The sequence below is a fragment of the Streptomyces sp. NPDC018000 genome (assembly GCF_044328025.1).
GTDB lineage: Bacteria > Actinomycetota > Actinomycetes > Streptomycetales > Streptomycetaceae > Streptomyces.
Genome location: NZ_JBIRGM010000003.1, coordinates 534,220 through 559,372, shown reverse-complemented (window position 1 = coordinate 559,372; position 25,153 = coordinate 534,220). Strand labels below are relative to the sequence as shown.

At 66.4% G+C, this 25,153-nt stretch carries 18 protein-coding genes and 2 tRNA genes; 6 read left to right on the top strand and 14 right to left on the bottom strand.

Going from position 1 to position 25,153, the window contains the following annotated elements; all coding sequences use genetic code 11:
- Window positions 1-332: 332 nt before the first annotated feature.
- From thrB to ACH4EW_RS10960, 6 genes are all read right to left on the bottom strand, one after another.
- Entirely contained in the window at window positions 333-1,250 is a 918-nt protein-coding gene (gene thrB / locus ACH4EW_RS10985; RefSeq protein WP_398254377.1) for a homoserine kinase, read from the bottom strand.
- 319 nt (window positions 1,251-1,569) lie between these two features.
- A complete protein-coding gene (gene thrC, locus ACH4EW_RS10980; protein WP_398254374.1) occupies window positions 1,570-2,640 on the bottom strand; it encodes a threonine synthase in 1,071 nt (356 codons plus the stop codon).
- Window positions 2,641-2,646: 6 nt separating this feature from the next.
- Window positions 2,647-3,999: a homoserine dehydrogenase gene (locus tag ACH4EW_RS10975; protein ID WP_398254372.1), complete on the bottom strand. Its 1,353-nt coding sequence runs from the start codon at window positions 3,997-3,999 to the stop codon at window positions 2,647-2,649.
- Between the two features lie 95 nt (window positions 4,000-4,094).
- Window positions 4,095-5,486, bottom strand: a complete 1,392-nt coding sequence (gene lysA / locus ACH4EW_RS10970; RefSeq protein ID WP_398254369.1) for a diaminopimelate decarboxylase — start codon at window positions 5,484-5,486, stop codon at window positions 4,095-4,097.
- Window positions 5,487-5,512: 26 nt separating this feature from the next.
- On the bottom strand, window positions 5,513-6,523 hold the full coding sequence (gene nrtL / locus ACH4EW_RS10965; RefSeq protein ID WP_398254366.1) for an ArgS-related anticodon-binding protein NrtL: 1,011 nt from the start codon (window positions 6,521-6,523) through the stop codon (window positions 5,513-5,515).
- A gap of 55 nt (window positions 6,524-6,578) precedes the next feature.
- Window positions 6,579-6,992 carry a response regulator gene (locus ACH4EW_RS10960; protein WP_398254364.1) on the bottom strand — a complete coding sequence of 138 codons (414 nt, stop codon included), beginning with the start codon at window positions 6,990-6,992 and terminating at the stop codon, window positions 6,579-6,581.
- A 238-nt stretch (window positions 6,993-7,230) separates the two neighbouring features.
- On the opposite strand from ACH4EW_RS10960, the gene ACH4EW_RS10955 reads away from it, so the two are divergent.
- Window positions 7,231-7,302 (top strand) — tRNA-Arg (locus ACH4EW_RS10955).
- 126 nt (window positions 7,303-7,428) lie between these two features.
- Here ACH4EW_RS10955 and ACH4EW_RS10950 read toward each other — a convergent pair.
- Both ACH4EW_RS10950 and ACH4EW_RS10945 read right to left on the bottom strand, forming a co-directional pair.
- The gene (locus ACH4EW_RS10950) at window positions 7,429-8,523 is read right to left on the bottom strand and encodes a recombinase family protein (RefSeq protein ID WP_398254362.1); all 1,095 of its coding nucleotides are present in this window, start codon (window positions 8,521-8,523) and stop codon (window positions 7,429-7,431) included.
- Window positions 8,524-8,529: 6 nt separating this feature from the next.
- Window positions 8,530-9,879: a hypothetical protein gene (locus tag ACH4EW_RS10945; RefSeq protein WP_398254359.1), complete on the bottom strand. Its 1,350-nt coding sequence runs from the start codon at window positions 9,877-9,879 to the stop codon at window positions 8,530-8,532.
- A gap of 469 nt (window positions 9,880-10,348) precedes the next feature.
- Between ACH4EW_RS10945 and ACH4EW_RS10940 the strand changes: the two genes are divergently transcribed.
- Window positions 10,349-10,423: transfer RNA gene (locus ACH4EW_RS10940), tRNA-Arg, on the top strand.
- 292 nt (window positions 10,424-10,715) lie between these two features.
- Here the strand turns inward: ACH4EW_RS10940 and ACH4EW_RS10935 are convergent.
- From ACH4EW_RS10935 to ACH4EW_RS10920, 4 genes are all read right to left on the bottom strand, one after another.
- On the bottom strand, window positions 10,716-13,859 hold the full coding sequence (locus ACH4EW_RS10935; protein ID WP_398254356.1) for a type I restriction endonuclease subunit R: 3,144 nt from the start codon (window positions 13,857-13,859) through the stop codon (window positions 10,716-10,718).
- Window positions 13,859-15,073 (bottom strand): restriction endonuclease subunit S, encoded by a 1,215-nt coding sequence (locus tag ACH4EW_RS10930; protein WP_398254354.1) that lies wholly within the window; start codon window positions 15,071-15,073, stop codon window positions 13,859-13,861. Before ACH4EW_RS10930 ends, ACH4EW_RS10935 begins: the two co-directional genes overlap by 1 nt.
- An 80-nt stretch (window positions 15,074-15,153) precedes the next feature.
- Window positions 15,154-16,899: an N-6 DNA methylase gene (locus tag ACH4EW_RS10925; RefSeq protein WP_398254351.1), complete on the bottom strand. Its 1,746-nt coding sequence runs from the start codon at window positions 16,897-16,899 to the stop codon at window positions 15,154-15,156.
- A gap of 393 nt (window positions 16,900-17,292) precedes the next feature.
- The gene (locus tag ACH4EW_RS10920) at window positions 17,293-17,709 is read right to left on the bottom strand and encodes an ATP-binding protein (protein WP_398254349.1); all 417 of its coding nucleotides are present in this window, start codon (window positions 17,707-17,709) and stop codon (window positions 17,293-17,295) included.
- A gap of 208 nt (window positions 17,710-17,917) precedes the next feature.
- On the opposite strand from ACH4EW_RS10920, the gene ACH4EW_RS10915 reads away from it, so the two are divergent.
- The 3 genes from ACH4EW_RS10915 (at window position 17,918) to ACH4EW_RS10905 (ending at window position 22,917) form a co-directional block, all read left to right on the top strand.
- On the top strand, window positions 17,918-18,769 hold the full coding sequence (locus ACH4EW_RS10915; protein WP_398254346.1) for a helix-turn-helix domain-containing protein: 852 nt from the start codon (window positions 17,918-17,920) through the stop codon (window positions 18,767-18,769).
- A gap of 8 nt (window positions 18,770-18,777) precedes the next feature.
- On the top strand, window positions 18,778-18,996 hold the full coding sequence (locus ACH4EW_RS10910; RefSeq protein WP_398254344.1) for a DUF397 domain-containing protein: 219 nt from the start codon (window positions 18,778-18,780) through the stop codon (window positions 18,994-18,996).
- A gap of 357 nt (window positions 18,997-19,353) precedes the next feature.
- The gene (locus ACH4EW_RS10905; RefSeq protein ID WP_398254341.1) at window positions 19,354-22,917 is read left to right on the top strand and encodes an AAA family ATPase; all 3,564 of its coding nucleotides are present in this window, start codon (window positions 19,354-19,356) and stop codon (window positions 22,915-22,917) included.
- 1 nt (window position 22,918) lies between these two features.
- Here the strand turns inward: ACH4EW_RS10905 and ACH4EW_RS10900 are convergent, their stop codons facing one another.
- Entirely contained in the window at window positions 22,919-23,218 is a 300-nt protein-coding gene (locus tag ACH4EW_RS10900; RefSeq protein ID WP_398254339.1) for an NIPSNAP family protein, read from the bottom strand.
- Between the two features lie 560 nt (window positions 23,219-23,778).
- Here ACH4EW_RS10900 and ACH4EW_RS10895 point away from each other — a divergent pair.
- On the top strand, window positions 23,779-24,249 hold the full coding sequence (locus ACH4EW_RS10895) for a GNAT family N-acetyltransferase (RefSeq protein WP_398254337.1): 471 nt from the start codon (window positions 23,779-23,781) through the stop codon (window positions 24,247-24,249).
- A gap of 164 nt (window positions 24,250-24,413) precedes the next feature.
- Here the strand turns inward: ACH4EW_RS10895 and ACH4EW_RS10890 are convergent, their stop codons facing one another.
- The gene (locus ACH4EW_RS10890; RefSeq protein WP_398254335.1) at window positions 24,414-25,091 is read right to left on the bottom strand and encodes a DUF429 domain-containing protein; all 678 of its coding nucleotides are present in this window, start codon (window positions 25,089-25,091) and stop codon (window positions 24,414-24,416) included.
- Window positions 25,092-25,153 lie beyond the last annotated feature (62 nt).

Below are 25,153 nucleotides of genomic sequence, written 5' to 3'. Positions count from 1 at the left end.
GCTGTCCGACTGCGGTCTTCTTCTTGCGGACCGTGCCGGGGCGGTGGTCCGCCGGGTACGGCGGAGGAATGAAGGTGTGCAAGGGTCCGGCGCGAGCATCCCCCTGCTCGGCCCACTCCTGGACAAGCGAGGGGTGTCGTGCCGGTTCCGGAGCGTGCACGAAACTGCTCAGGCAGGCTGCTCAGGCAGTTGGGGAGGCTCCCGGAAGAAATGGTGGTCCCGGAAAGGGACACGAAGCAACGCGCCACATAGACGTCGGTTGCAGACTTGAGGTTAACACTACCGGCTCCAACAAACATTCCCCCTCTCACTCACCGGCAATCACTTCTCGGCTACGGGGCGAGCGGCAGCACGCTCGCACCCGGGGCGTCGAGAGTCAGCCGATTGGCCGCCCATCCCTCACCCGCCAGCCGTGCGACCTTGTCGGCCGTACCGTCCTCGGCCAGCGCGAGCACCGTCGGCCCGGCACCGGAGATGACCGCGGGAACGCCGTCGGCGCGCAGCCGGTTCACGAGCTCCACGCTCTGCGGCATCGCCGGGGCGCGGTACTCCTGGTGCAGCCGGTCCTCGGTGGCGGTGAGCAGCAGCTCGGGGCGTCTGGTCAGGGCCTCGACGAGGAGCGCGGAACGGCCGGCGTTGAAGGCGGCGTCGACGTGCGGGACCGTGCGGGGCAGCAGTCCGCGGGCGGTCTCGGTCAGGACCGGCTTGCTGGGGACGAAAACCACCGGAACGATGGAATCTGCGGGATCCATCCTGATCGCGCGGGCCGATCCGCCGTCCATCCAGGCAAGTGTGAATCCGCCGAGCAGGCAGGCCGCGACATTGTCGGGGTGGCCCTCGATCTCGGTGGCGAGTTCCAGCAGCGCGGCGTCGTCGAGCCGGGCGTCACCGCCGCTCGTCACGGCGCGGGCGGCGACGATGCCGGCACAGATGGCCGCGGAGGAGGAGCCGAGGCCGCGCCCGTGCGGGATGCGGTTGGCGCAGACGACCTCCAGGCCGCGGGGCTGTCCGCCGAGCAGGTCGAAGGTCGTGCGCAGGGAGCGTACGAGGAGGTGACTCTCGTCGCGGGGCAGCGTGTCCGCGCCCTCACCCGCGATGTCGATGTGCAGTCCGGAGTCGGCCACGCGGACGACGACGTCGTCGTACAGCCCCAGCGACAGGCCGAAGGCGTCGAAGCCCGGGCCCAGGTTGGCGCTGGTCGCGGGGACGCGCACCCGGACGGCGGCGGCTCGGAAGGCGGGACCGGCCATCGGTTGGACGACTCTCCTTGTGAGACAGCGGGGGGTGGTGAAGCGTTTTCTCAATGCTTGCGGAAGGTCGTGGCGGCGCGGAGTGGAATTCCGGGGAACCCGACGGCTGCAACGGCCCTTGCACCGCGGCAGATGCGGCGGGGCGGGTCGGTTACAGCTTATCGAAGGAAAGTTCTGTGGCGACATAGGGCGCACAGGAGGCGCACGATGCGTGTCGCCCGCCTCCTATGCGCTCTCCGCCCCGAGAAGGGGCGGTGGAGCTCGGCTCGGTCCTCACCGACAGGTGAACCTGTTGCGCGAGGCCCGGTCGCGGCACTGGTTACACGAGGCCCAGCTTCTCGGCGGCGGTGGCCGCGTCGACCGGGACCGTGACCGGCTGCGGAGCGCCCGCGACGGCCCAGTCGGGGTCCTTGAGCCCGTTGCCGGTGACCGTGCAGACGATCTTCTGACCCGGGTCGACCTTGCCCTCCTCGGCGGCCTTCAGCAGACCGGCGACGGACGCGGCCGACGCGGGCTCGACGAAGACACCCTCCTGGGAGGCCAACAGCCGGTAGGCGGCCAGGATCTGACGGTCCGTCACCTCGTCGATGAAACCGCCCGACTCGTCCCGGGCGTCCAGCGCGTGCTGCCAGGAGGCCGGGTTGCCGATCCGGATCGCGGTGGCGATGGTCGACGGGTCCTTGACGATCTCACCGCGGACGATGGGCGCGGAGCCGGAGGCCTGGAAGCCCCACATGCGCGGAGTGTGCGTGGCCATGCCGTCGCCCGCGTACTCCTTGTAACCCTTCCAGTACGCGGTGATGTTGCCCGCGTTGCCGACCGGGAGGACATGGACGTCCGGGGCGTCGCCGAGCGCGTCGACGATCTCGAACGCGGCGGTCTTCTGGCCCTCGATACGGGCCGGGTTGACCGAATTGACGAGCGCCACCGGGTAGTTGTCCGAGAGCGAGCGGGCCAGTGTCAGGCAGTCGTCGAAATTGCCGTCGACCTGAAGGATCTTGGCGCCGTGCACGAGCGCCTGGCCCATCTTGCCGAGCGCGATCTTGCCCTGCGGTACGAGGACGGCGCAGACCATCCCGGCCCGCACCGCGTACGCGGCGGCGGAGGCGGAGGTGTTGCCGGTGGAGGCACAGATGACGGCCCGTGCGCCCTCCTCCTTGGCCCGGGTGATCGCCATCGTCATACCGCGGTCCTTGAAGGACCCGGTGGGGTTGGCGCCCTCGACCTTGAGGTGCACCTCGCAGCCCGTGCGCTCGGAGAGGACCTGAGCGGGAACGAGCGGCGTACCGCCCTCACGAAGCGTGACGACCGGCGTCGTGCTCGTGACCGGAAGGCGGTCCCGGTACTCCTCGATGATGCCGCGCCACTGGTGGGTGCCCTTGCTGGTCATGGGTCCTTACTCCCCTTCAACACGCATGATGCTGGCGACACCGTGCACGGTGTCGAGCTTGCGCAGCGCTTCGACGGTCGCCGAGAGGGCGGCGTCGAGCGCGCGGTGGGTGACGACGACGAGGGAGGCGTCGCCGCCGCCCGTTCGCCGCCCGGCGCCACCCTGCTCGATGGCGACTTCGTCGCCACTGCCTGAATTTCTACTTTGCTGACGGACGGTATCAATCGATACGCCCTGTTCGGCGAAGACCGTTGCCACCTGAGCGAGTACGCCAGGCTTGTCGGCCACGTCGAGGCTGATGTGGTACCGCGTGACGACGTCGCCCATGGGGCTGACCGGCAGGCGCGTGTACGCGGACTCACCGGGGCCGGTGGCCTCGTTGAGTTTGTTGCGGCAGACCGCGACGAGGTCGCCGAGGACCGCGGAGGCGGTCGGCGAGCCGCCGGCGCCGGGACCGTAGAACATGAGCTGTCCGGCCGCCTCGGCCTCGACGAAGACCGCGTTGTACGCCTCTCGGACGGAGGCCAGCGGGTGGCTCAGCGGAATCATCGCGGGGTGCACACGCGCGGTGACGGACTGCCCGTCGGCGGCACGCTCACAGATGGCGAGGAGTTTGACGGTGCAGCCCATGCGGCGGGCGGAGGCCATGTCCGCGGCGGTGACCTCGGTGATGCCCTCGCGGTGCACATCACCGATCCCGACCCGGGTGTGGAAGGCGATACCGGCGAGGATCGCGGCCTTGGCGGCGGCGTCGAAGCCCTCGACGTCCGCGGTCGGGTCGGCCTCGGCGTATCCGAGGGCGGTGGCCTCGTCGAGCGCCTCGGAGTATCCGGCTCCGCTCGTGTCCATCCGGTCGAGGATGAAGTTGGTGGTGCCGTTCACGATGCCGAGGACCCGGTTGACCTTGTCACCGGCGAGGGATTCGCGCAGCGGCCGTACGAGCGGGATGGCGCCGGCCACGGCGGCCTCGTAATAGAGGTCCCGGCCGTACTTCCCGGCGGCGGCGTGCAGAGCGGCGCCGTCCTCGGCAAGCAGCGCCTTGTTGGCGGAGACGACGCTCGCGCCGTGCTCGAAGGCGGTGGTGATGAGGGCACGGGCGGGCTCGATGCCGCCGATGACCTCGATGACGACGTCGATGTCGCCGCGTTTGACCAGGGCTGTCGCATCGGTGGTGATCAGTGCGGGGTCGATGCCCTCCCGCACCTTGGAGGGCCGGCGCACGGCGACGCCGACGAGCTCGACCGGCGCGCCGATGCGCGCGGCGAGGTCGTCGGCGTGCGTCGTCATGATGCGCGCCACCTCTGAGCCGACCACTCCACAGCCCAGCAGCGCCACCTTCAGCGGACGCGTACGCATCATCCGACCTCGTTTCCTTTACATCTGACGTATGGACCAGTCTCACTCACCGGACGGGAGTTTCTGTCACCCGTCCGGATCCTGAGACATCTATTTCATCAACCGACATCGAAACGCAGGAGATCTTCCTCCGTCTCGCGCCTGACGATCACTCGCGCCTCCCCGTCGCGCACAGCGACGACGGGCGGACGCAGGGCATGGTTGTAGTTGCTCGCCATGGCGCGGCAGTACGCACCGGTGGCGGGCACCGCGATCAGATCGCCGGGCGCCAGGTCGGACGGCAGGAACGCGTCCTTGACCACGATGTCACCGCTCTCGCAGTGCTTGCCGACGACGCGCACGAGCATCGGCTCGGCGTCGGAGGTGCGCGAGGCGAGTGCGACGCTGTACTCGGCGTCGTACAGCGCGGTGCGGATGTTGTCCGACATGCCGCCGTCGACGCTGACGTACGTACGCAGCCCCTCCAGGGGCTTGACGGTGCCGACCTCGTAGAGCGTGAACGCGGTGGGGCCGACGATGGCGCGTCCCGGCTCGACGGAGATCCGCGGGGTGGCGAGCCCGGCCGCCTCGCACTCACGGGTGACGATGGTGCCGAGCGCCTTGGCGATCTCGTGCGGCTCGCGCGGGTCGTCCTCGGAGGTGTAGGCGATGCCCAGCCCGCCGCCCAGGTCGATCTCGGGCAGCTCGATGCCGTGCTCGTCGCGCACCTCGGCGAGCAGCTGCACCACGCGCCGGGCGGAGACCTCGAAGCCGGCCATGTCGAAGATCTGAGAGCCGATGTGCGAGTGGATACCGACGAGTTCGAGCCCGTCGAGGGCGAGCGCCCGGCGTACCGCCTCCGCGGCCTGTCCCCCGGCAAGCGCGATCCCGAACTTCTGGTCCTCGTGCGCGGTGGCGATGAACTCGTGGGTGTGCGCCTCGACACCGACGGTCACCCGGATCTGTACGCGCTGCCGCTTGCCGAGCTGCTGCGCGATGTGCGCGACCCGGGCGATCTCCTGGAAGGAGTCGAGCACGATCCGCCCGACGCCGACGGTGACCGCCCGCTCGATCTCCGCGACGGTCTTGTTGTTGCCGTGGAAGGCGATGCGCTCGGCGGGCATCCCGGCGTCCAGTGCGCAGGTCAGCTCTCCCCCGGAGCAGACGTCGAGGTTGAGCCCCTCTTCCTTGAGCCAGCGCACGATCGCCCGCGACAGGAACGCCTTCCCGGCGTAGAACACATCGGCGTCCCGCCCGAAGGCGTCGGCCCAGGCCCGGCAGCGGGCCCGGAAGTCACTCTCGTCGAGGAAGTAGGCAGGGGTGCCGAACTCCTCGGCCAGCCGCGTCACTTCGATCCCGCCGACGGTGATCGCACCGTCCTCGTTACGGGCGACGGTACGGGCCCAGACCTTCTCGTCCAGGACGTTGAGATCGGCGGGCGGGGCCGTGTAGTGCCCCTCCGTCATGACATCGGCGTGACGGGGTCCGGCGGGGTGTGCGGATCGGCTCATGGTGCTGCTCTGCTCTCTCGGGACTCTCAGAGGACTTCTGGTGCGCTGATGCCGAGCAGGGACAGGCCGCCTGCCAGCACCGTCCCGGTGGCTTCGGCGAGGGCGAGCCGGGAACGGTGGGCGGCCGAGGGTTTCTCGTCACCGACGGGGAGTGGGGCGGCGCCGTCGTGGAAGTCGAAGAAGGCCTGCGCGACCGCTTCCAGCTGCCGGGCAAGCCGGTCGGGCTCACGGTGGCGGGCCGCGGCGGCGAGCACACCGGGATGATCGGCGAGACGCGCACCGAGGACGGGCGCGTCCACGTTCTCCTCGTACGCGGCCCGGAATCCGAGCTGCTCGGCGTTCCGGCTCAGGGCACGGGTCCGGGCGTACGCGTACCGCACCCGGAACAGCGGATTGCTCTCCCGCTGTACGAGAAGCTCGTCGCTCCCCGCGCACCGGGCCCGGTCGTGCGGGGCGGCCCGCAGCAGTGCCCAGCGTGCGGCGTCGCTCCCGAGCCTCGCGAAGAGATCACCGTCCGCGGCAGGCACGGGCACCACATGCAGCGCCTCCCCGCCGGCCGCCCGCGCCCCGACTTCCGCCCCCTGGGTCCGCAGCAGCCGCTCGACGGTCTCGGTGACGACACGGGCGCGCAGCTCGTCGACGGGTGCGAACGAGGCGGATACGCCGACGAGGGCGTCCCCGTGCCCGTACTCCGTACCGCGGGCGTCGACGGCCCCGACAAGGGCGGCCAGGCCGTCGTCACCGTCCAGGGTGAAGTTCAAGAACCCGGGCCCGGTGACCTCGACGCCACCGATCCCCGGCGCGCCCTGCACTCGCTCCCGAAGAATCCTCTCCCGAAGAATCTCGGCCACTTCCCTGGCCGGCAGCGCGGCGGGCCCGGCCAGCTGAAGGGCGACGGCACAGGCGTAGTCACCACGCCCGCCGGGCCGGGTCCGCTCCACCCGCACGCGCGCGGGCACGGGCGCGCGCAAGGCGTCCTCGTCGACCGCGCGGCGCACGGCGTGCAGCACGGTCCTGGAGAGATCGGCGGGGGTCACAGGACAAGCGTATGGGAGGAAGGGGGGCGCCCCGCGACCCGGTTTCGCCATGCGGTCACCCTGCGGCACTCTCCGCCCGCCCGGCACCATGTCTGCCGTCGAGCGGCGGCGGGTCCTCCCTGTCCATCAACTGCCGTACGAGCCGCACCAGCTCGCTCGGCTCGAAGGGCTTCGCCAGGAACGCATCGACGTCTGCGGCGCCCCCGCCGTCCACCCCGCAAGGCGTGCACGCACTGATGATCGCCACGGGCAGATGCCTGGTCCGCGGATCGGAGCGCAATCTGGTGACGGTCTGCAGACCGTCCAGCCGGGGCATGACGACATCGAGCGTGATCACATCGGGGCGGACCCGATGCACCAGATCCAGACACTCGACACCATCGGCCGCGGTCACGACCTCGAAGCCCTCAAGCTCGAGATTGACCCTGATCAACTGCCGGATGACCTCGTTGTCGTCGACAACAAGCACGCGGCCACACGCCCTTGACACACTCCGAGCGTAGGCGGGACGTAGGGGCTGCGTCCGGGTTTTGCCCATTTCCGACCCCGGACGTGTGGCGCTCGGGGTGGCCGGATGTACCCAGGACCACCCCGCAGCCCTTGTACGCGGCCCGCGCCGCCGCCTCCGACTGCGCGGAAATAGCTGTTCACGGTCACCCTGCGGAAGCTGGTAGTGTTTCTCCCGTCGCCGAGCAACACAGCGATACGCCCCCGTAGCTCAGGGGATAGAGCATCGGCCTCCGGAGCCGTGTGCGCAGGTTCGAATCCTGCCGGGGGCACCCTGTATGAGGTGCCCAAAGACCCCGTCACCAGCGGAAACGCTGAGGCCGGGGTCTTCGCGTATGTGCAGGCGCCCGATTTTTTTGTTCCATGGCTCCAGCTCACGGGTGACGGACACCAGTCCATCAAGCAGGCAGCCCGGGATCCGCACCCGCAGGGTCAGTTCTTCGCGGGGCCAGCTGCGGCGGACCTCCAACCCGAGGGCGTTGTAGAGCCGCCGTTGGATCTCCTCCGGTAACCAGGACAAGGTCCACATCGAGGTGCGGGAGCGCATCCAGCAGAGCCGCGGTGTCGGCGGGATCTGCGTGGCGGGTCTTACTGAACATGCGGCGGTCACAGATGTCGCAGGAGGTAGGGCGCTTGGTAGCCGGGTGAGCGTTGGCTCCGTGGGTGGTGCGGGATCCCTGGCGTTTACGGCCCACAGTGGAGACGGTGTCGAACAGCTCCTTGGTGACGAGAGGCTCGTGGGTGGGCCGCGGAGACCACACCCAGTCCTTCGGGTCGTTGTTGTGGCCGCCCTTCTTCGTCGCGCGGCGGTTCCAGACCTTGTAGCCCGTGTACTTGGGGTTGCGCAGGATCTCTCGCACAGCGGATCCGCTCCAGCGACCCAAGGCCGCGTCGGGGCCGATCGGTTCAGGAGGCGGGTACCCGACGAGGTCCAGGTTCAGACGGTCGGCAATGGCGTCGTAGCCGAGCTTGTCCAGCCCGCGAAGCTGGAAGATGTAGGTGACCGCTGAGGCCCGCGGCGGGTCGGGGATGGGCCGGTGCTCCTCGCGCCAGATCCTCGCGATGTAGTGCCAGGGCACCGAGATGCCCTCGCGCCGCTTCAGGTGATCGGCCAGGGTTCGCGTGGACCAGTGCGAAAGACCCGAATCGGCCGGAGGCGAAACCTTTGTCAGCGCGATCACCCTTCCCCGCGTCCGCGGCGGCACCTGATCGCGCGGTCCTCCACGACGCTTCTCCTCCGGGCCGGCCAGCCCGCGCGTGGCATAGCGGGCCTTGCAGCGGTCCACCGTCACCGGCACCACTCCGGCGAGTTCGGCAACATCCTTGCGACGCCGCCCCTCGGCGGACCACAACACAATCCGGGCCCGCAAGGCCACATCAGCAGAAGAATGACGCGAGCTCGCCAACTCCCGCAAATCATTCATCTGTTCAGAGGAGAGATCCATGCCGTGAACAACGAACCCATCGGCGCCAAGTAAATCAAACGGAATCACGAGACACTAGGTGCTGCGGGAGTGGTTTCTCCGCCTCCTCTCGGACGGCGTCTCGTTGCTTGCTTCTATCGCTACAAGCGTTCCTTGCCCTTGCTCTACGCGCTCGTCAACAATATTTCGAAGGGTTTCCACGTCAACACCCACGCTGCCGATGAAGCCATCTTGAACAAGTTCGATAAACTGCGAATTAGTGAGATAGCGCTCCACTTGCTCGTAGCCAAGTTTCCGCCCTTCCCCGCGAGTAGCAGTTGCAGAATCTCGCAGCAACAGATGAACATACGTCACCGGCAAGATCAGGCCATTCGTTGGTGCTGCGTCGCCCGCGGAGTCTTCTTCTGTCCAGTGAGCAAGCTTGATGAAGCAGTGATCACTAGACAATCGCCAATCGCGTGCGAATTCCGGCACCCGACTTTGCTTATTCACGGCTTCAAGTCGGTCAATCTGAACATGCAGTCGGTCATTAGGGCCTACGTACATAGGGCGCCCACCGTGGCTCAGTTTCTTGTACTGGACGAGTGTAAAACTGTGAGTACCGTGGTGATAATAGATCAAATCTGTCCCGAGCCTACCTTCTATGGGCGTGGCATTTACGTTAGCTATTTCCAGCCGTCGAGCCCCATCTGTAAAGACCTGGATATCGCACCTCCCTTGCGGATACTTACCCCCGGCCCATCCACCGAAGAAGCGCGTGTCATGCTCCATAAGGGCCGCCTCGGTGGGGTCGCGTATCAAGCCAGCCAAGTACGGTGCGTTCCTGTCAGCCGGCCTGCGCCATATCCCCGCAAGAGCCGTGGAGAATTGACCGATTCGCAATACCGTGCGCATAGCGTCACGCTCTTCGCGCCAGAATTGATCTTCGGGCGAGGTCGAGTCTAGCGAGTCTGAATTCACCGCCACTTCAAGGAAGTCCAACAGTTCGTTCATTTCGGGGCGCAGGTACCGGATAGCTCCGAGCGTCGCCCTGGCCATATCCTTGGCGAGCGAGTAGATTCCGGAAGGCTCCATGGCGGCGACTTGAAGGGCGCGCCCCTCATGCTTCCGGAGGACGCGAGCCAGGTCTGCCAGGGATACAGGTCGCGACACCTTACGGACCAACTTAATGCGTGCGCGATAGTCCAACGAGGTTGACTTCTGATGGATTCCGCTAAGTATTGCACCAACCCAGGCAAGGGACACATTTTCCATGTCGCCCTTATTGCTGATAGGTAGCTTTTGCTCGTCATCGGCGACGAAGATGAGAGTCAAATTAGGGCCGGTTTCGTCGAAATTGCGACGCAACCTCCCTGGGATATTCCAAGTGAAGGACTGGCGAATCGTGAGCTTACCGTGAAGCTCCTTTTCGTCCTCCTTGGTCAAAATTATGACATACGCCACAAAATTCCCCTAACGGCATCTATTGCTCTGGGTTGGCTATGCGTGGCCCCATGCCTACTACGGGATGGCGCCCAACTTGTCGGCTTTCGGAACCGTGGATCCACGACCTGATCACCTTCATGCGGCGAATCTAGATGCCGCGAGGGTCACTCGTCACTGTTCTTCGCCGCAATGAGCTTGTAGCCAACCGTTCGAGGTGAAGGGGTCTTCAATGCCCCGCCACCACGGTTCCGCCATCGCGGCCTGCTCTGACGGACGTCGCGGGACAGCGTTGCCGAGGTCGATGGGGGGCAGCGAGACACACGCGCGCCTGATCGGTCGACGCACCCGCCCTCGTGGCTGGCTGTCGTCGGCTGAGGTTCGTGCCACAACCGTGCCAGATGTAAAGATCAGCTACGGTCAACGAGTTTGTTCTACAGTCGAGTTGTCATCCACCCTGCCTGATATCGAAGCCCCAGGTCAGCGGCAGCGTTCGCCAGCCTCTCTCCTAAAGAAGGTGTCGCAGGTTCGGATCCTGCCGGGGGCACAACAAAACACCAGGTCAGGATCCCTCCCGTCCGCTGGACGGGAGGGATCCTGCTCGTTGGCGACCTGTACGGTCTCCGCATCGCCCAGTATCGCGGCGGCCCGGGCCTGGAAACCGAGGAGCCAAAGTCCGACCTTGCCGTGCAGGTCAGCGGCCGTTTGCGCGCCGCGCTCAGCGTAGTGGTAGGCGCGGCCTACTGGGTCCGGGCTCGGGCAGCAGGGCCACAAATCCTGCTTGCCCTCACCTCCGCAGCGAGGTGGTCTGCTGGGGCGGAACATGCGTGCTGCCGTATCTAAGAATCCACCTGCTGATCGACCGCTGCTTCGTAGAAGGCATCCGCGAGGGCGACAATGATCGAGTTGATAGCCGGCCCGTCGGTGAAAAAGTAGTCAGCCATCGCGTTGTGGGCGTCCTGGTTGTCTGCAACCGCCTCCGTAACGGCTGCTTGGAAGTCTTGTGACTCCACAAACTGCTTCTTGGAGTTCACCTTGGTCTGCTTGATCAGGTTCGGGTCGGCGAGCAACCGCTGGACGAGCCCCTGCACGAACTCCCGGACCTGGGACTCGGCGAACGATTCGGCGCCGAAGAGGTCGTTCATCTTGTCTATAACAACCTGAAGCGCGACGTACTTCGGATCCTTCTTCGTGCCCGTGCCGGCGGCGCTGATGCCCTTCAGCTGCCCATCGCCCACGAGCGAGATGTCGACCGGGATCGCCTTGTTGTGCTTGACCCCGACCAGCACCACGTCGGAGAGGTCGACGTCGGCGGCCCAGGCGGACTCGGCGATGACCTTCTCCAGGAGACGCAGGAAGATTGAGAGCATCTCCATGTAGGGGTCGCCGTAGTCGACAATCTGGGACATGAAGTCATAGAGGCGCACGTAGGTGGAGACATCCTTGCGGAATAGGTCGAGCGCCTTGAGCGTGACCTTGTCCTCTTCCTCGATCGCCCGCGCGTAGCGGCGCCGGAAGTCGTGCTGCGCCGGGCTGATCGCCGCCGAGAGCGCGTTGTTGCCCTTCCGGGTCACCCACAGCGCGGCGACCTTGCGGACGTCGTCCTCGGTGTAGATTCCGGCCTGGGCAAGCTTGGCAGCCAGGTGGACAACGACGTACGGATCGGTCTCGGTCTCCAAGGTCGCGTTCTTAAAGTACGGCTCGAAGGCCGCCTTGATGTCCTCGGGCTTGTTGGCGAAGTCGATGACGAACGTCTTGCGCTTCTGCTCCCCACCAGCGGTGCGGTGGGTGCGGTTGAGTCGCGAGAGCGTCTGCACCGCGGTGACCCCCGACAGCTTCTTGTCGACGTACATCGCCGAGAGCAGGGGCTGGTCGAAGCCGGTCTGGAACTTGTTGGCGACCAGCATGATCTTGTACGTCTCGCCCTTGAACGCAGCCGCCAGATCAGCCCCAGCACCGGGGTTCATGTTGGCCTCTGTGAACTCGTCGTCCTTCGACGGCTGCGGGCCCCAGTCGCTGTGCCAGGTCTCGTCCTCGGTCATCGTCACCCCGGCGGAGAAGGCGACCAGGGTGCGGTAGTTGTACGAGGCGTCCTCGGCGCGGCGCCTGGCGATGTAGGCGTCGATGGCCAGCTTGTACTTCACCGCGGACTTGCGCGAGTCGGTCACCACCATCGCCTTCGCCTTGCCTTCGAGGAGGTAGGCGACGTTGGCGTGGAAGTGCTCGACGATGATCTGCACCTTCTGGCTAATGTTCGTCGGGTGGAGTTGCACCCATCGCATCAGACCCTTGCGGGCTGCGGCCTCCTCGACCTCACCTCCGTCGCCGCTCTCGGCCCTGCCGGCGATCTTCAACGCAGTGTCGTAGGACTGATAGCCCTTGAGCACGTCGAGGATATAGCCCTCCTCGATCGCCTGCTTCATCGAGTACAGGTGGAACTCGCGCGGCTTCCCGTCGGCGTCCTTGCGACCGAACAGTTCAAGGGTCTTGTTCTTCGGCGTCGCGGTGAAGGCGAAGTAGGAGATGTTCTCCGACTCGGCCCGCTCGGTCATCTCCGAGGCCAGCACCGACTCCACATCGACCTCGCCACCCTCCTCGATTTCCTTGACCTCCTCGGCCGTCAGCACCTGCTTCAGTTTTGAGGAGATCTGACCCGACTGGGAGGAGTGCGCCTCATCGGCGATGACGGCGAACTGCTTGCCCTTCAGGCCAGCGTCGGTCCGGATCTCGTTCAGCGCATGTGGGAAGGTCTGCACCGTCACCGCGATGATTAGCTCACCGTTCTTCAACGCCTGCGCCAGCAGACCCGACTTCGACTTCGCGCCAGCCTTGCGGACGTCCTCGGGGCTGATAGTCGCGACGATCTTGCCCGTGCCGTCGATCTGCCGGATCGCATCCTGCAGCTGGGAGTCGAGCACGGTGCGGTCCACGACCACGATGACCGAGTCGAAGACCTTCCGATCATCGACATGCAGCCGCGCCAGCCGGTGGGCCGTCCAGGCGATGGTATTCGTCTTCCCCGACCCGGCCGAGTGCTCAATCAAGTACCGCTGCCCGACACCCTCCTCCTTCACCGCCTCGACGATGCTCGTGACGGCCTCCCACTGGTGGAACCGCGGGAAGAGCATGCTCGTACGCCGCACCGACGTACCAGTAGTGACGTCCCACTCTTCCTTGGTCTGCACGATCACCAGCCGCCCGATGATGTTCAGCCAGGCGTGTTTCTCCCAGACGCGTTCCCACAGGTACGCCGTCGACGACCGTCCGTCCGCGCCGGGCGGGTTGCCGGCACCGCTGTCGAAGCCGATGTTGAACGGCAAGAAGTGGGTCTTCTCCCCCTCCAGCCTCGTGGTCATCGCCGCCAGGTCGTTCGAGACCGCGAAATGCACCAGCGCCCGGTGACCGAACGACAACAACGGCTCCGGCCGCCCGTTCGTCAACGGATTGCGATCCTGCTTGTACTGGTTGACCGCCTCGTCCAGCGACTGGGTGAAGTCGGTCTTCAGCTCCACCGTGGCCACCGGGAGCCCATTGACGAAGAACACCAGATCGATAATGCGCTGGTCGGCGGTCGAGAAGTACACCTGCCGCACCACCCGCACCCGCATCGCCTCGTAGTGCGCCGTCGTGGTCTCGTTGAGCGACGTCTCCGGACGGAACTGCGCCATCTTCAACCGACCGCCGCCGATGTACTGCACCCCGTTACGCAGGATGTTCAGCGTCCCACCGCCATGTTCCAGCGGCCGGTCGAGTGCCGCGGTCAGCACGTCGAGGAACTTCGCCTGCGAGCCCGCCGCCTTCAACGCCTTCTCGTAGGCCGACTTCTGCGTTGCCTCCAGCCACGCGAACAGATCCTGCGGGAACAGCGCTCGCTCCCGGTCGTACTCCCCGCCGTCATGGTCGTTCTTCGAGTACAGCCAGCCGTGCGTCTCCAGGTGCTCGCAGATCTCTGTCTCGAAGACCACCTCGTTGTGGTCAGCCATCACGTCACCTCTCGTACGTCGATCTGCCCCGTCACCGCTGCTGTGATCAACGCCGACCGCCGCTCCTTGGCGAGCTGGACGAACCGCTCCGTCTCAACGATGAGCGAGTCGATCTTCGCGGTCTCCTCATCGAGGCATTCGACGATGCGGCGCTGCTCGTCGAGCGGCGGGAGCGGGATACGGAAGGCCTTCAGGTCCCCCATCCCGATCGTTCGGATCGTCGATCCGTTCTGGAACGAGTCAAAGAAGGGCTGCATAGCATCCCCGAACAAGACCCAGAGGTACTCAGGGTCAAGATCCGGGCCGCACGTCCACACCGCAAAGTGCTGCGATGTCGCCATCGGAACGCCCATGATCGCCGTACGACCGACAGTAGCGTCTCGAGAGAGGACAACGGTCTGTGCCGGGAGGAGTCGGGCAGAGCTGTTGGCGATCCCAGCGTCGCTGATGCGCTGTGTCGTGTCGTGTAGATACTTGACGGACCGCATCGTCCCGACGTCGTGGAGGCTTACCCACGGAATATGGCAGTCCCGCCACCAGTCCTCGCGGGAACGGCTCGGCGTGTGCCCACTTGCGATCTCAGCAACTGACGTCAGCGGGACAACGCGCCAATCCGCGGGGAGCTTTGCTGCCCACGGCAGGGTGCTCTCGATCTCCTCGGTCGGCGCTGTTCCGTGCAAGGCGACGTTGACGCGGAGCGCAAACCGCCGTTCGCGAAGCATGTCGATCAGACGCTGCTGCTCCTCGATGAGCGTGTCGATGCAGGCCGTCTCTCGGTCGAGGTAATCAGCGATTGCGCGCTGCTCCTCAGCCGGTGGCAGGACGACCGGCAAGCGAGCAACATCCGAGAACTTCAACGATTGGCGAACACCCCCGCCCAGACCGTAGAAGACCTTCGTGAGGTCGTACGACCGCATTAGGTGTTCGGCGTAACGCGGGTCGATTCCGCTTGGCCTCGCTGAGACGTATGCGGAAGTAATGATCCCGCGCTCAGTCACGCGCGCCGATCGCAGGCTGCGCTGATCGTTCTGAAGGTCAGTGAAACGGAAGACCAGATGGTTCGGCTCGACAATCTGATACGTCTCGAAGGACTCAGGCAGGAGGCCACCGACGGCGTCGATGTCTTTTCGGATGATGCGTCCAAAGCTGAGGGACAAAAGGTTACTCTCGGTCAGCCCTACATTCTTGACCTTCGACTCGTGGAGCACGGACATCAACGGCACTGTGTCCCAGCCATTAGGGATGCGACCAACCCAAGGGACACCGCTGTCCCGATACTCGGCGTACGGCATCATCACCCCTCGATCTCGCGCAGCAATCCGAGGATCTTGGTGACCTGCTTCTCCAGGTCAGCGTCGATCTCGGCAAGCGGGCGGGGCGGAACGTACTTGTAGAAGTGGCGGGTGAAGGGAATCTCGTAGCCGATCTTGGTCTTCGACCAGTCGATCCAGGCGTCTGGAACGTGCGGCTTCACCTCCGCGTCAAAGTACGCCTGGATGGTTTCGCGCTCCCGTGTCGCGCCGGTGTTCGCGCCGCCGTAGATGAAGGGCACGTTTTCGGTGTCGCGCTTCTTCGAGTCGGGCTTCGCATTGCCCTTGCGATCGACGACAGGGTTCCCGTTCTCATCCAGCAGGGGACGCTCGACCGTGATGGTCCAGTAGCCAAACTCATCGTTACGCAGCGTCTTGGAGAGTTCGGGGTCGGCATCCTCGAAGTCGGCGTACAGCCGCACAACCTTGGCGCGGTTGGCGTCGTTGATCTCGCGTCCCTTGGAGCCGAGGTTCTTGCGCATCTTGGTCCAGAACGAGGTGCCGTCGATGAGTTGGACCTTGCCCTGGCGGTCGGGGTGCTTGGTGTTGTCGAGGATCCAGATGTAGGTGGCGATGCCAGTGTTAAAGAACATGTTGGTCGGCAGGGCGACGATCGCCTCGACGAGGTCGTTCTCCAGCAGCCACCTGCGGATGTTGGAGGGGCCGGATTCCGCGGCGCCGTTGAAGAGCGGTGAGCCGTTCATGATGATGCCGACGCGGCCGCCGCCGTCCTCAGGTGCACGCATCTTGTGGGCCAAGTGGAGCAGGAAGAGCATCTGGCCGTCCGAGGTTGCGGGGAGTCCCGGCGCGAAGCGGCCGTAGGGGCCGGCGGAGTCGCGCTCCTCCTTAACCGCCTTGGCGTACTGCTTCCAGTCCACCCCGTAGGGCGGGTTGGACATGCAGAAGTCGAACTGGCGCCCCTTGAAGGCGTCGTCGGTGAGCGTGTTGCCGAACGCGATGTTGGTCGCGTCATGACCCTTGGCGAGCAGGTCGGACTTGCAGATGGCGTATGACTGCGGGTTGTACTCCTGGCCGTACAGGCTCAGTTTCGCCTCGGGGTTCTGCGCCAGCAGGTGTTCCTCGGCCAGGGAGAGCATGCCGCCGGTGCCGGCGGTGGGGTCGTACAGCGACCGGATGATGCCGCCCTCGGTGAGGTCGACGTCCTTCTCCGCGAAGAGCAGGTCGACCAGCAGCCGGATCGCATCGCGCGGCGTGTAGTGGTCTCCGGAGGTCTCGTTCGCGGCCTCGTTGAACTTGCGGATGATGTACTCGAAGGCATCGCCCATGTCGGAGTTCGACACCACATCGGGGTGGAGATCGACAGCGCCAAAGGACTTGACGATCTCGCGGAGGAGCCCGGCCTTCTCCAGGGCCAGGATCTCCTTCTTGAAGTCGAAGTACTCGAACACGTCCACGTCGGGGGAGAACCGGTCGATGTAGTCAGCGAGGTTGTCCGCCAGCCCGTCCGCATCGGCCAGCAGGTTCACGAACTCGTAGTTGGAGGTGTTGTGGAACGTCCGCCCCGTGGCCTTCTTGACCTCAACCTTGAGCCGGTTCGGGTTCTCGTACCTCGCAGCCAGCTCCCGTACCGCCGCGCGGTCCGGCTCGAGTATGCAGTCAAGCCGTCTCAGGATCGTGAACGGAAGAATCACTGTCCCGTACTGGTTGGGGCGATAGGGGCCCCGAAGCTGGTCAGCGATTGACCAGATGAAGCTACCGAGCGTGCTCACAAGGTTCCTCACGAGAATGGTCTAGCAGTGACGATCACTTTGCCAGAGGCAGCAGCCAGCGTCCCATGGTTCAGCTATGGGACCTCGACGTGCTCTTGCCGATGGGCCGGGTGCTTGCACGTGTTGCCGGATCGGCAAGAACGAACCAGGCACGGCGGACTTCCACTGCGGCGAGATGGAGATGCGCCGGCACGACACCGAGGGGCCCCTGATTCGAACTGCCGCCAGCGTCTCGGTGGCCCGTCAGATCGCCGACTACGACGCGAAGCTCACGCCCGGAACGCAACAGCGAAGCGAAACGGCCCGCGTCCACGGCTGCTAGGAGCCGTGGACCATCCGTGAGGTCGGGCATCCAGGTGATGGAACGCATCTACCAATCAGTGCCGGAGCGGCTTACGCGGCGGCCAACTCGCACCATACGACCTTCCCCCGGCTGCCGTCTCTCGCCAGCGGCTGCCAGCCCCACAGGTCGGCGCACGCCTGGACCAGCGCCAGCCCCCGCCCTTCCTCCACCGCGTCGGCCACCTGCTCAAGAGACACGGGCTGCTCCGGTGGCTCGGGGTCGGCATCCCAGGCCCCGAGCCTCAGAACCCCCGCCGACCAACGCAATCGTAGTGCGGCCGGGCCCTTGGTGTGGCGTACGGCGTTGGAGATCAGCTCGGTCGCGAGGAGTTCGGCGGTGTCGACCAGGCGGATCAGGCCGTGCATGGTGAGGATGAGGCGGAGTGTGCGGCGGCTGATGGTGACAGCGCGTAGGTCGTTCGGGATGTAGAGGCAGTACTCCCACGGTTCGGTCAGATTTTCGGGCATGCGTCAGCTCCGTTTTGGGTGGGGTTGGTTACCGGGCAGGCGGTGGCGTTGCCGCAGCCGTCGCAGCAGGACGGAGCGGTGCACTTCCGCAGCGTGTACGTCTCATCACTGACGGTAGGTCATAAATTTCAGTCCGCGCAAGCGGGTCGCGTAACCTGACCCCCGAACGAGTTGTCCAAGCAGGGACGTTGAAGGAAAGAAGGACGCCGTGCCAGCAAGACGGCACCCCACAGCGCGTCAGGTACGCCTGGGCGCCGAACTGCGGAAGCTGCGTGAGGCCGCAGGACTCAAGGCAACCGAGGCTGCGAGCCTGCTCGGCGCGAGCTCAGTCCAGATGAGCCAGATCGAAGCCGCCATCTCGGGCGTGAGCGAGCAGCGGCTGCGCCGCCTTGCGGCGCACTACGCCTGTACGGACGACGTGTTCATCGACGCCTTGGCAGCGATGGCAACCGACCGGACACGTGGTTGGTGGGAGGAGTACCGCAGGCTGTTGCCCGCACCGTTCCTCGACCTCGCCGAGTTGGAGCACCACGCCACGTTCCTGCAAGAGGTTGCACTGCCGCACATCCCCGGTTTGCTTCAGACGGAGGACTACGCCCGCGCCGTCTACTCCTTCAGAGTTCCTGAACTTCCGGATCATGAGCTTGAGTTGCGTGTCCGCCACCGGATGCAGCGCAAGGTGATCCTCGAAGAACCCGCCCCGGTCCCCTACGAAGCAGTCATCCACGAAGCAGCCCTGCGGATCAGAGTCAGCGACCGCACCGCCTCACGGGCCCAGCTTTCCAGTCTCCTGGAGCTCTCCGAAGCGGAGCACATCACTCTGCGCGTCATCCCCTTCGATCTGGATGGCTTCGCCGGAGCCACGAGCACGATGAAATACGCGGGCGGCGCCGTACCCAAGCTCGACACAGTGGTCCGAGATGCACCCCACGGCACCGCATTCATCGACTCAGAGGCCCAACTGGACGCCTTTCGAACGCTCTTCCGTAGAGTGGAAGCCGTATCACTCCAACCCAACCAGTCCCGTGACTTCATCCACAGGCTGGCGAAGGAACTGTGAGGCGTCCAATGACCACTCCCAGCAACTGGCGGAAGTCGTCCTACTCGGGTCCGGGCGACGGCAACGACTGTGTGGAGATCGCCAACGCGCCCACTCGTGTATCCATACGCGACTCCAAAGCCCCAGCCGGGGCAACCCTCTCCTTCCCGACCGGAGCCTTCACCGCCTTCGTCGAGGCCCTGAAAGCTCACTCCACTGCGACGGACTCCACCAGGTTCCGAGGCTGATCCACCTCGTTCCCCCGAGCCGTCGCTCACTCGCACGCGAACACTTGCAACGGCACTGTCGCCACCAGCGGCTGAACCGCGCAGCCAAGTTTGCCAGCGCCGGCGATTGAGGAGCGGTTCACGAATATCGGGTGCCCGTCCGGACGCCTCTTGGTCGAGTGTCCGGGTGGCCGGTTTCGGCAGGTGTTCTTGAATCCTGCCTTGTCACCCGCTGATGATGTCCAGGGCTTCCTCGCACATCTCCGGACCGTGGACTCGCGCGGTCCCAGTGCACGAAGGGGCACAGGATGACGAACGTGACGGGGGCGTGACAGTGGTGCGCGGGTATCGAGCACGCCGAGACGGGGCAGGTGCCGCATGAGGCAGCGCCTGCAAGTGGCACTCCAGATCATGCTGGCGCTGGTCGCCTGCCTTCTCGGCATCGCCACCAACTACGCCACCAACGCGACCCACGTGCCCTGGGCACTGGAGGTCATCCGGCGGGGGGCCATACCGGCCATCGGGCTGCTCATCGTCGCCATGGTGATCGGTCAGGTCGTTGTGTACCGGCTGGAGAACCCGGCGCCCGAGCAAACGGAGTGGCCGCGTGACCGAATTCCGTACCCAGGGCTGGACGCCTACAGCGAGGACGAGGCCACCGTCTACTTCGGCCGGGAGGCACAGGCTGCCGAGCTCACGCGCAGGCTGCACGCCTCCGGGCCCCGCCCGGTCGACCGGTTCCTGCTGCTGACCGGAGCCTCCGGCAGCGGCAAGTCCTCGCTGGTACGGGCCGGGGTGATGCCTCGGTTGCGCCGGCGCCGGTGGACCATCGTGCCGACGTTCACACCAGGGTCGAACCCGCTCAACGCTCTGGCGGCATCCCTGGTCGTGGCCGGCGGCGGCTCCGAGTCGGTCAGTGCGGTGGTGCGACGGCTGCGGCAGGGACCGGACAGCCTGGCGGCCGAGGTGTCACGGCTGCGCAGCGGGCAGTTCCGCCGGACCCTGCTCGTGATCGACCAGTTCGAGGAGCTTGTCACCCTTGCAAGCGAGCGAGAACGGGCCCAGTTCCTGGAAGCGTTGCACACATGCCTCAGGCAGGAGCCCACCGTCCGGGTCCTCGCCACCTGCCGGGTGGATCTGCTGGGGAGGCTCCTCAGTACCAGGCACGCGCAGCTTTTGCAGCATCCGGTGGCGATCGGCACGTTGAGCAGGGCTCAACTCGCTCAGGTCGTCGAGCGGCCGGGCGCCCTGGTGGGGATCTCGTTCGCCCCCGGTCTCGTCGAGACCATCGTGGACGACACTGGCACGGACGACGCACTTCCTCTCCTCGCCTACCTCCTCCAGGAGCTGTACTTCGCCTGCGGGCCGGGCGGCACAGTCACCGAGGAGAAGTACCAGCGGCTCGGGGGCGTGGCTGGGGCGCTTGCGCGGCAGGCCGACAACACCGTGGCAGCCCTCAACCCCCCGAACGGCATCGAGTTCGCCCTGCGGGTACTGCTGAAGTTCGTCACGTTCGAAGAGCGCGACCTCGCCCGCCGCCCGGTACGTCTGTCCGAACTCACCGACCAGGAGCGGTACGTGGTGGACGCGTTCATCGACGCGCGCCTCATCCGGTCCGACGCGGTGGAAGGAACGGCGGGGGACGTGAGCGCACACCGGGAGGCGTACGCAGAGGTGACGCACGAGGCCCTGTTCCGCCAGTGGGCGCCGCTGCGACAGGAGGCCGAGGCGCGGGCCGAACGCCTCCGGGAGCGGGCAGAGTTGGAACGGTGGGCCGCCGACTGGGAACGGTCCGGGCGCAGCATGGACTACCTCCTCACCGGTGAGCGACTCGCCGTCGCCCAGAGGTGGCTGGTCGCGCTGGAGGAGGCAGGCCAGGCGTCGGCTACCGCCCAGGCGCTCGTTGACGCCTCGCAGCGCCGGGACCTGGCCTTCCTCAGTCGCGTCTCCGACAGCATCGGCCGTCAGGTGATCGCGAGTGCGGAGACCGAGCCGGAACGGGCTCTACTCCTCTCCCTGGCCGCACTCGGCGAGTGCGCGCCGACGCCGGCCGCGCGGCGCGGACTCATGACAGCGCTTGCCGCCGGACACCTCCGTACCCAGCTGGACGGACACTCGGACACGGTTCGGGACATTGCCTGGTCCGCCGACGGGAATCTGCTGGCCACCGCATCCAGGGATGGTACGGCCCGCGTGTACGACGCACGCTCGGGACGTCAGCTGTGCGTGCTGCCGTGCGACGGGGCCATGGTCGAGTCGGTGTGCTTCTCCCCCGACGCAACACGGTTGGCCACCGCGGGCCGCGATCACATCGTGCGCGTCTGGGACGTCGCATCCGGTGAACCAGTCCGGCATCTCACCGGTGCTGGGGACATCGGACGGCAGGTGGCGTGGTCGCCAGACGGGCTGCTGGTCGCCGCCACGTTCAGGGACCAGGTCGTACGACTATGGGAGGCCGACACCGGCCGGATCACGCACGAACTGCGCGGCCACACGGGCGACGTCTGGGGCGTCGCTTGGGCACCGGACGGCACCCGCCTCGCCACCGCCTCGCACGACCGAACGGTGATCGTTTGGGACGCGGCGACGGGATCGGCCACGGCGACCCTGACCGGCCACACGGAATTCGTCGAAGGCGTCGCATGGTCGCCGGACGGGGAGTTGCTGGCGACCGGTTCCGGTGATCACACCGCCCGGATCTGGAACGCCCGAACGGGCGCGTTGCGGCTGCTGCTGCGCGGCCACACCGACTACGTGTGGAACCCTGCCTTCTCGCCGGACGGCCGGATGCTCGCGACCCCGTCGTCCGACCGGACCGTTCGTGTCGTCAGCACAGAGGACGCGAAGGAGGTGGCGGTCTTGCGCGGGCACACCGACACGGTGTGGTCCGTCGTGTGGTCACCGTCGGGTGCCCGGCTCGCCACCGCATCGACGGACGGTACCGGCCGGGTATGGGACCTGAAGCCGCAGGGCGCCGAGTCCGTCCTGGTCCACGGGCACGACGGGCCGGTCAACCAGGCCGCGTGGTCCGGGGACAGCACCCGTCTCGCCACCGCCTCGGACGACGGCACCGCCCGTGTCTGGAGCGCGGAGTCGGGTGCACCCGCCGGGCCGGTGTCAACACTCGGCGAACGCGTCTGGAGCGTGGCGTGGGCACCGCACGGCGACCGCCTCGCCCTCAGCACCGCGGACGGCCTGTTCCGCGTCGTCGACGGCGCGGACGGCACAGTGTTCGAGCTGCAGGGCGAACCCGTCGAGGGATGCTCATGGTCCCCGGACGCCCGGCGGATCGCGACCGGCGGACACGACGGCTCCGTACGCATCGTGTCGGCCGTCGACGGCACGGAGCTGCGAAAACTAACGGGACACCAGGACTGGGTGGGGCGCGTGGCATGGTCCCCGAGCGGGCGAAAGCTGGCCAGTTGCTCCGATGACCGCACCTGCCGCCTGTGGGACACCACCGACGGCACCCAGCTGACCGTGCTCCGCGGGCACGGCAACTATGTGGAAGACGCGGCCTGGTCCCCCGACGAGGAGCGCGTAGCCACAGCGTCCGGCGACTGGACGGCCGCCGTGTGGGACGCGGCCACGGGGCGACGTATCGACGTGCTGAAGGGACACGAGGGGCGGGTCCGTGCCATCGCCTGGTCACCGGACGGCCGCCGCATCGCGACCGGCTCGGACGACCGGACGGTACGGCTCTGGTCCGCCATCACGTTCGAGGAGGAGGGTGTCGTCGGGGTCCACCGGGACAAAGTGACCTCGGTGACCTGGTCCGGGGACGGTACCCGGCTGCTCACGGCGTCCACCGACGGGACCGCGCGTGTGTGGCCGGCGGACCCCGACTACGACCGGCTCGAGGCTCGGGCGCGCGGGCGGGTCTTCCGCACCCTCGACGCCGAGGAGCGGCGGCATCACCTGCTGCCGCCGGATCCCGCTTGAGTCAGTAGCGCTGCTCGACCGTACGGTCGTCGGTGCGCATGAGATAGTCGTCCGGGTCGAGGCCCATCGCCTTGCGTTCCGGCGACGCCCAGTACATCGCGTTTCGCTCCGCGAAGGTCTCGGGACCGTCGTAGGAGATCAGCCAGATGAACTGGTTGCGCTCCCGGTCAACCCAGGCCGCACCGATCTCGAAGCCCAACTCCAGCCGCAGCGGCACGATGTCACTGCGCCACCGCTCCACCCACTCGTCGAGTAGCCCGTCACGGGCGGTGTACGTACGCAACTGCGTGGTTCTGGGCATCGCGGGGCGTCTCCTGTCGAGTCGAGGGAAACCGGCAGACCGTCCCATCGCTCCACCCGAGCATGACGGACCACCGGCCGAAGCCACCGATTTAACCGTACGCGACGGGACGCCTGCCGACCGCCTCACCATCGAGCATCGGAGTCCGAAAGAGCCGCTGGTTCGCTCTCCGGCCGAGCGTCTTTCTTGTCGGCCTACCGGTTCAGCCGCACCACCGTTTGAACGACCAACTGCCCGCCGCCGACCAGCGGTACCGGCCGTCCCTATGCTCCGAGTCCCCTGTATGTGCAGGCGTGTGCCGCCCTGAGCGACCCTATGACGCCGTCTGTGGACTATTCATCGACAGGATCTTGGAGCGTCTACCCAGATCAAAGCAGCTACCTCGGACGCGGACTCAGCCCGGCGTGCCAGTCCCGTTCCAGTTCCGCTGCGTCGAATACGCTGCGGAGACGTCCAATCTGACGTCCTTGAAATTGCGTACGCACAGCGGACTGCGCACGGCAGCGGCTCTTCACGTCGGCCCGGATGGCGCAGCTGCCGAATGCAGGAAGAGGTGTGGCATGACGTCCCCAGGCGTGCACCTGCGGGAGATCACCGACGACAACCGGGATGCCGTTCGTGCCCTCCGCGTCCGACGTGACCAGAAGCAGTTCGTCGCCTCCGTCTCCAAGTCGCTCAAGGATGCGACAAGGAAACCGGAGGCCAATCCCTGGTACCGCGCCATGTACCGCGGCGACGAGCCAGTCGGCTTCGTGATGCTGTCGTGGAAGCCGCCGGCTGGTCCTTACAAAGGGCGGCACTTCATCTGGCGCCTCCTCGTCGACAAGCGGCACCAGAGGCGAGGGATCGGCCGAGAGGCGCTCACGCAGATCGCCGACCTGGTTCGCGCGGACGGCGCCACCGAGCTGCTGACCAGCTACGATCCCGGCGACGGCGAACCGTGGCCCTTCTACCAGAAGTTCGGGTTCGAGCCCACCGGGGAGATCGACGACGGCGAGATCGTTCTGCGGCTCACCTTCCCCGCTCGGTGAGCTCATCTCGGTGAGCTCATCTCGGTGAGCTCATACGGAAAGCGATCGCCCCTCGGTGAAACGGAACGCGACGTGGCAGGTGATGCGCGCCTTTGCCACGAAGGCATCGTAAATACGCGTATGACGGCGGTGCGCCGGGACCCATTCGATACTTGATGGATTGATCAGTATCGAATCTCGACGAGGCGCCCTTCTGCATCCGGCTCGGGCACCTCAGGAACCCGGTTCGCTGTCCCGAGCACGATCCGGTGCGCCGACCAGGCCGCGACAGCGGCGTCGAGCACGTCGTCCACGGGAATGCGGTCCGCCTCGCCAAGCTCGTCCGGAAGCACGAGGCCGGCCTCGGACAGCAGGGAGCGGCGCAGGTTCTGGCCGCGCCAGGTCTTCTTGGCGTAAGCCAGCGGCACTCCGTCGGCCAAGGCGTAGAAGGACACCTCGGGGTGCACCTCGTGGATCCGCTCATCGGCGAGCCAACACGCCCGCGCCTCAAGCAGCTTCGGTCTCAGCGCCCACGCCTGCCGGCTCAGCCGATTACCGGTGAGCTCCTGGCATCGGTCGGCGGCCGCCCTGTAGTCCTGCTCCTGCCACGCCATTCTTGGCGCTATGGGGAAAACGCTGCTGCGCCGCACCCCGAGCAGCGCCCTGGCCGCGAGATCTGCGGCGCGCCAGCCCTTCTCGACCAGGCCCAACGGCATGTCCACGGCGATCGCATCCACCTCGGCGGCGCGCTCGATCAGCCTCTCGATCCGGGGATCCACCAGGCTGCCCGCGTACGCGCCGTCCGTGAGTCTGATCCCGACCCACCCCTGCTTACCACAGGCGTCGACCCCAAGGACGTCCATCCCACACCAACCCTCGCGCACAAGCCGAGCCGCAACATAGCAGCACCCACGGTCCCAGAAAC

What these genes read in the sequence shown, in the direction of transcription:
- lysA (WP_398254369.1), bottom strand. Translation starts at nt 5,486, where the DNA reads ATGAGCCGATCCGCACACCCCGCCGGACCCCGTCACGCCGATGTCATG.
- ACH4EW_RS10905 (WP_398254341.1), top strand. Translation starts at nt 19,354, where the DNA reads ATGAGGCAGCGCCTGCAAGTGGCACTCCAGATCATGCTGGCGCTGGTC.
- ACH4EW_RS10930 (WP_398254354.1), bottom strand. Translation starts at nt 15,073, where the DNA reads ATGTCCGTGCTCCACGAGTCGAAGGTCAAGAATGTAGGGCTGACCGAG.
- ACH4EW_RS10935 (WP_398254356.1), bottom strand. Translation starts at nt 13,859, where the DNA reads ATGGCTGACCACAACGAGGTGGTCTTCGAGACAGAGATCTGCGAGCAC.
- ACH4EW_RS10920 (WP_398254349.1), bottom strand. Translation starts at nt 17,709, where the DNA reads ATGCCCGAAAATCTGACCGAACCGTGGGAGTACTGCCTCTACATCCCG.
- ACH4EW_RS10900 (WP_398254339.1), bottom strand. Translation starts at nt 23,218, where the DNA reads ATGCCCAGAACCACGCAGTTGCGTACGTACACCGCCCGTGACGGGCTA.
- ACH4EW_RS10895 (WP_398254337.1), top strand. Translation starts at nt 23,779, where the DNA reads ATGACGTCCCCAGGCGTGCACCTGCGGGAGATCACCGACGACAACCGG.
- thrC (WP_398254374.1), bottom strand. Translation starts at nt 2,640, where the DNA reads ATGACCAGCAAGGGCACCCACCAGTGGCGCGGCATCATCGAGGAGTAC.
- ACH4EW_RS10910 (WP_398254344.1), top strand. Translation starts at nt 18,778, where the DNA reads ATGACCACTCCCAGCAACTGGCGGAAGTCGTCCTACTCGGGTCCGGGC.
- ACH4EW_RS10890 (WP_398254335.1), bottom strand. Translation starts at nt 25,091, where the DNA reads ATGGACGTCCTTGGGGTCGACGCCTGTGGTAAGCAGGGGTGGGTCGGG.
- thrB (WP_398254377.1), bottom strand. Translation starts at nt 1,250, where the DNA reads ATGGCCGGTCCCGCCTTCCGAGCCGCCGCCGTCCGGGTGCGCGTCCCC.
- ACH4EW_RS10975 (WP_398254372.1), bottom strand. Translation starts at nt 3,999, where the DNA reads ATGATGCGTACGCGTCCGCTGAAGGTGGCGCTGCTGGGCTGTGGAGTG.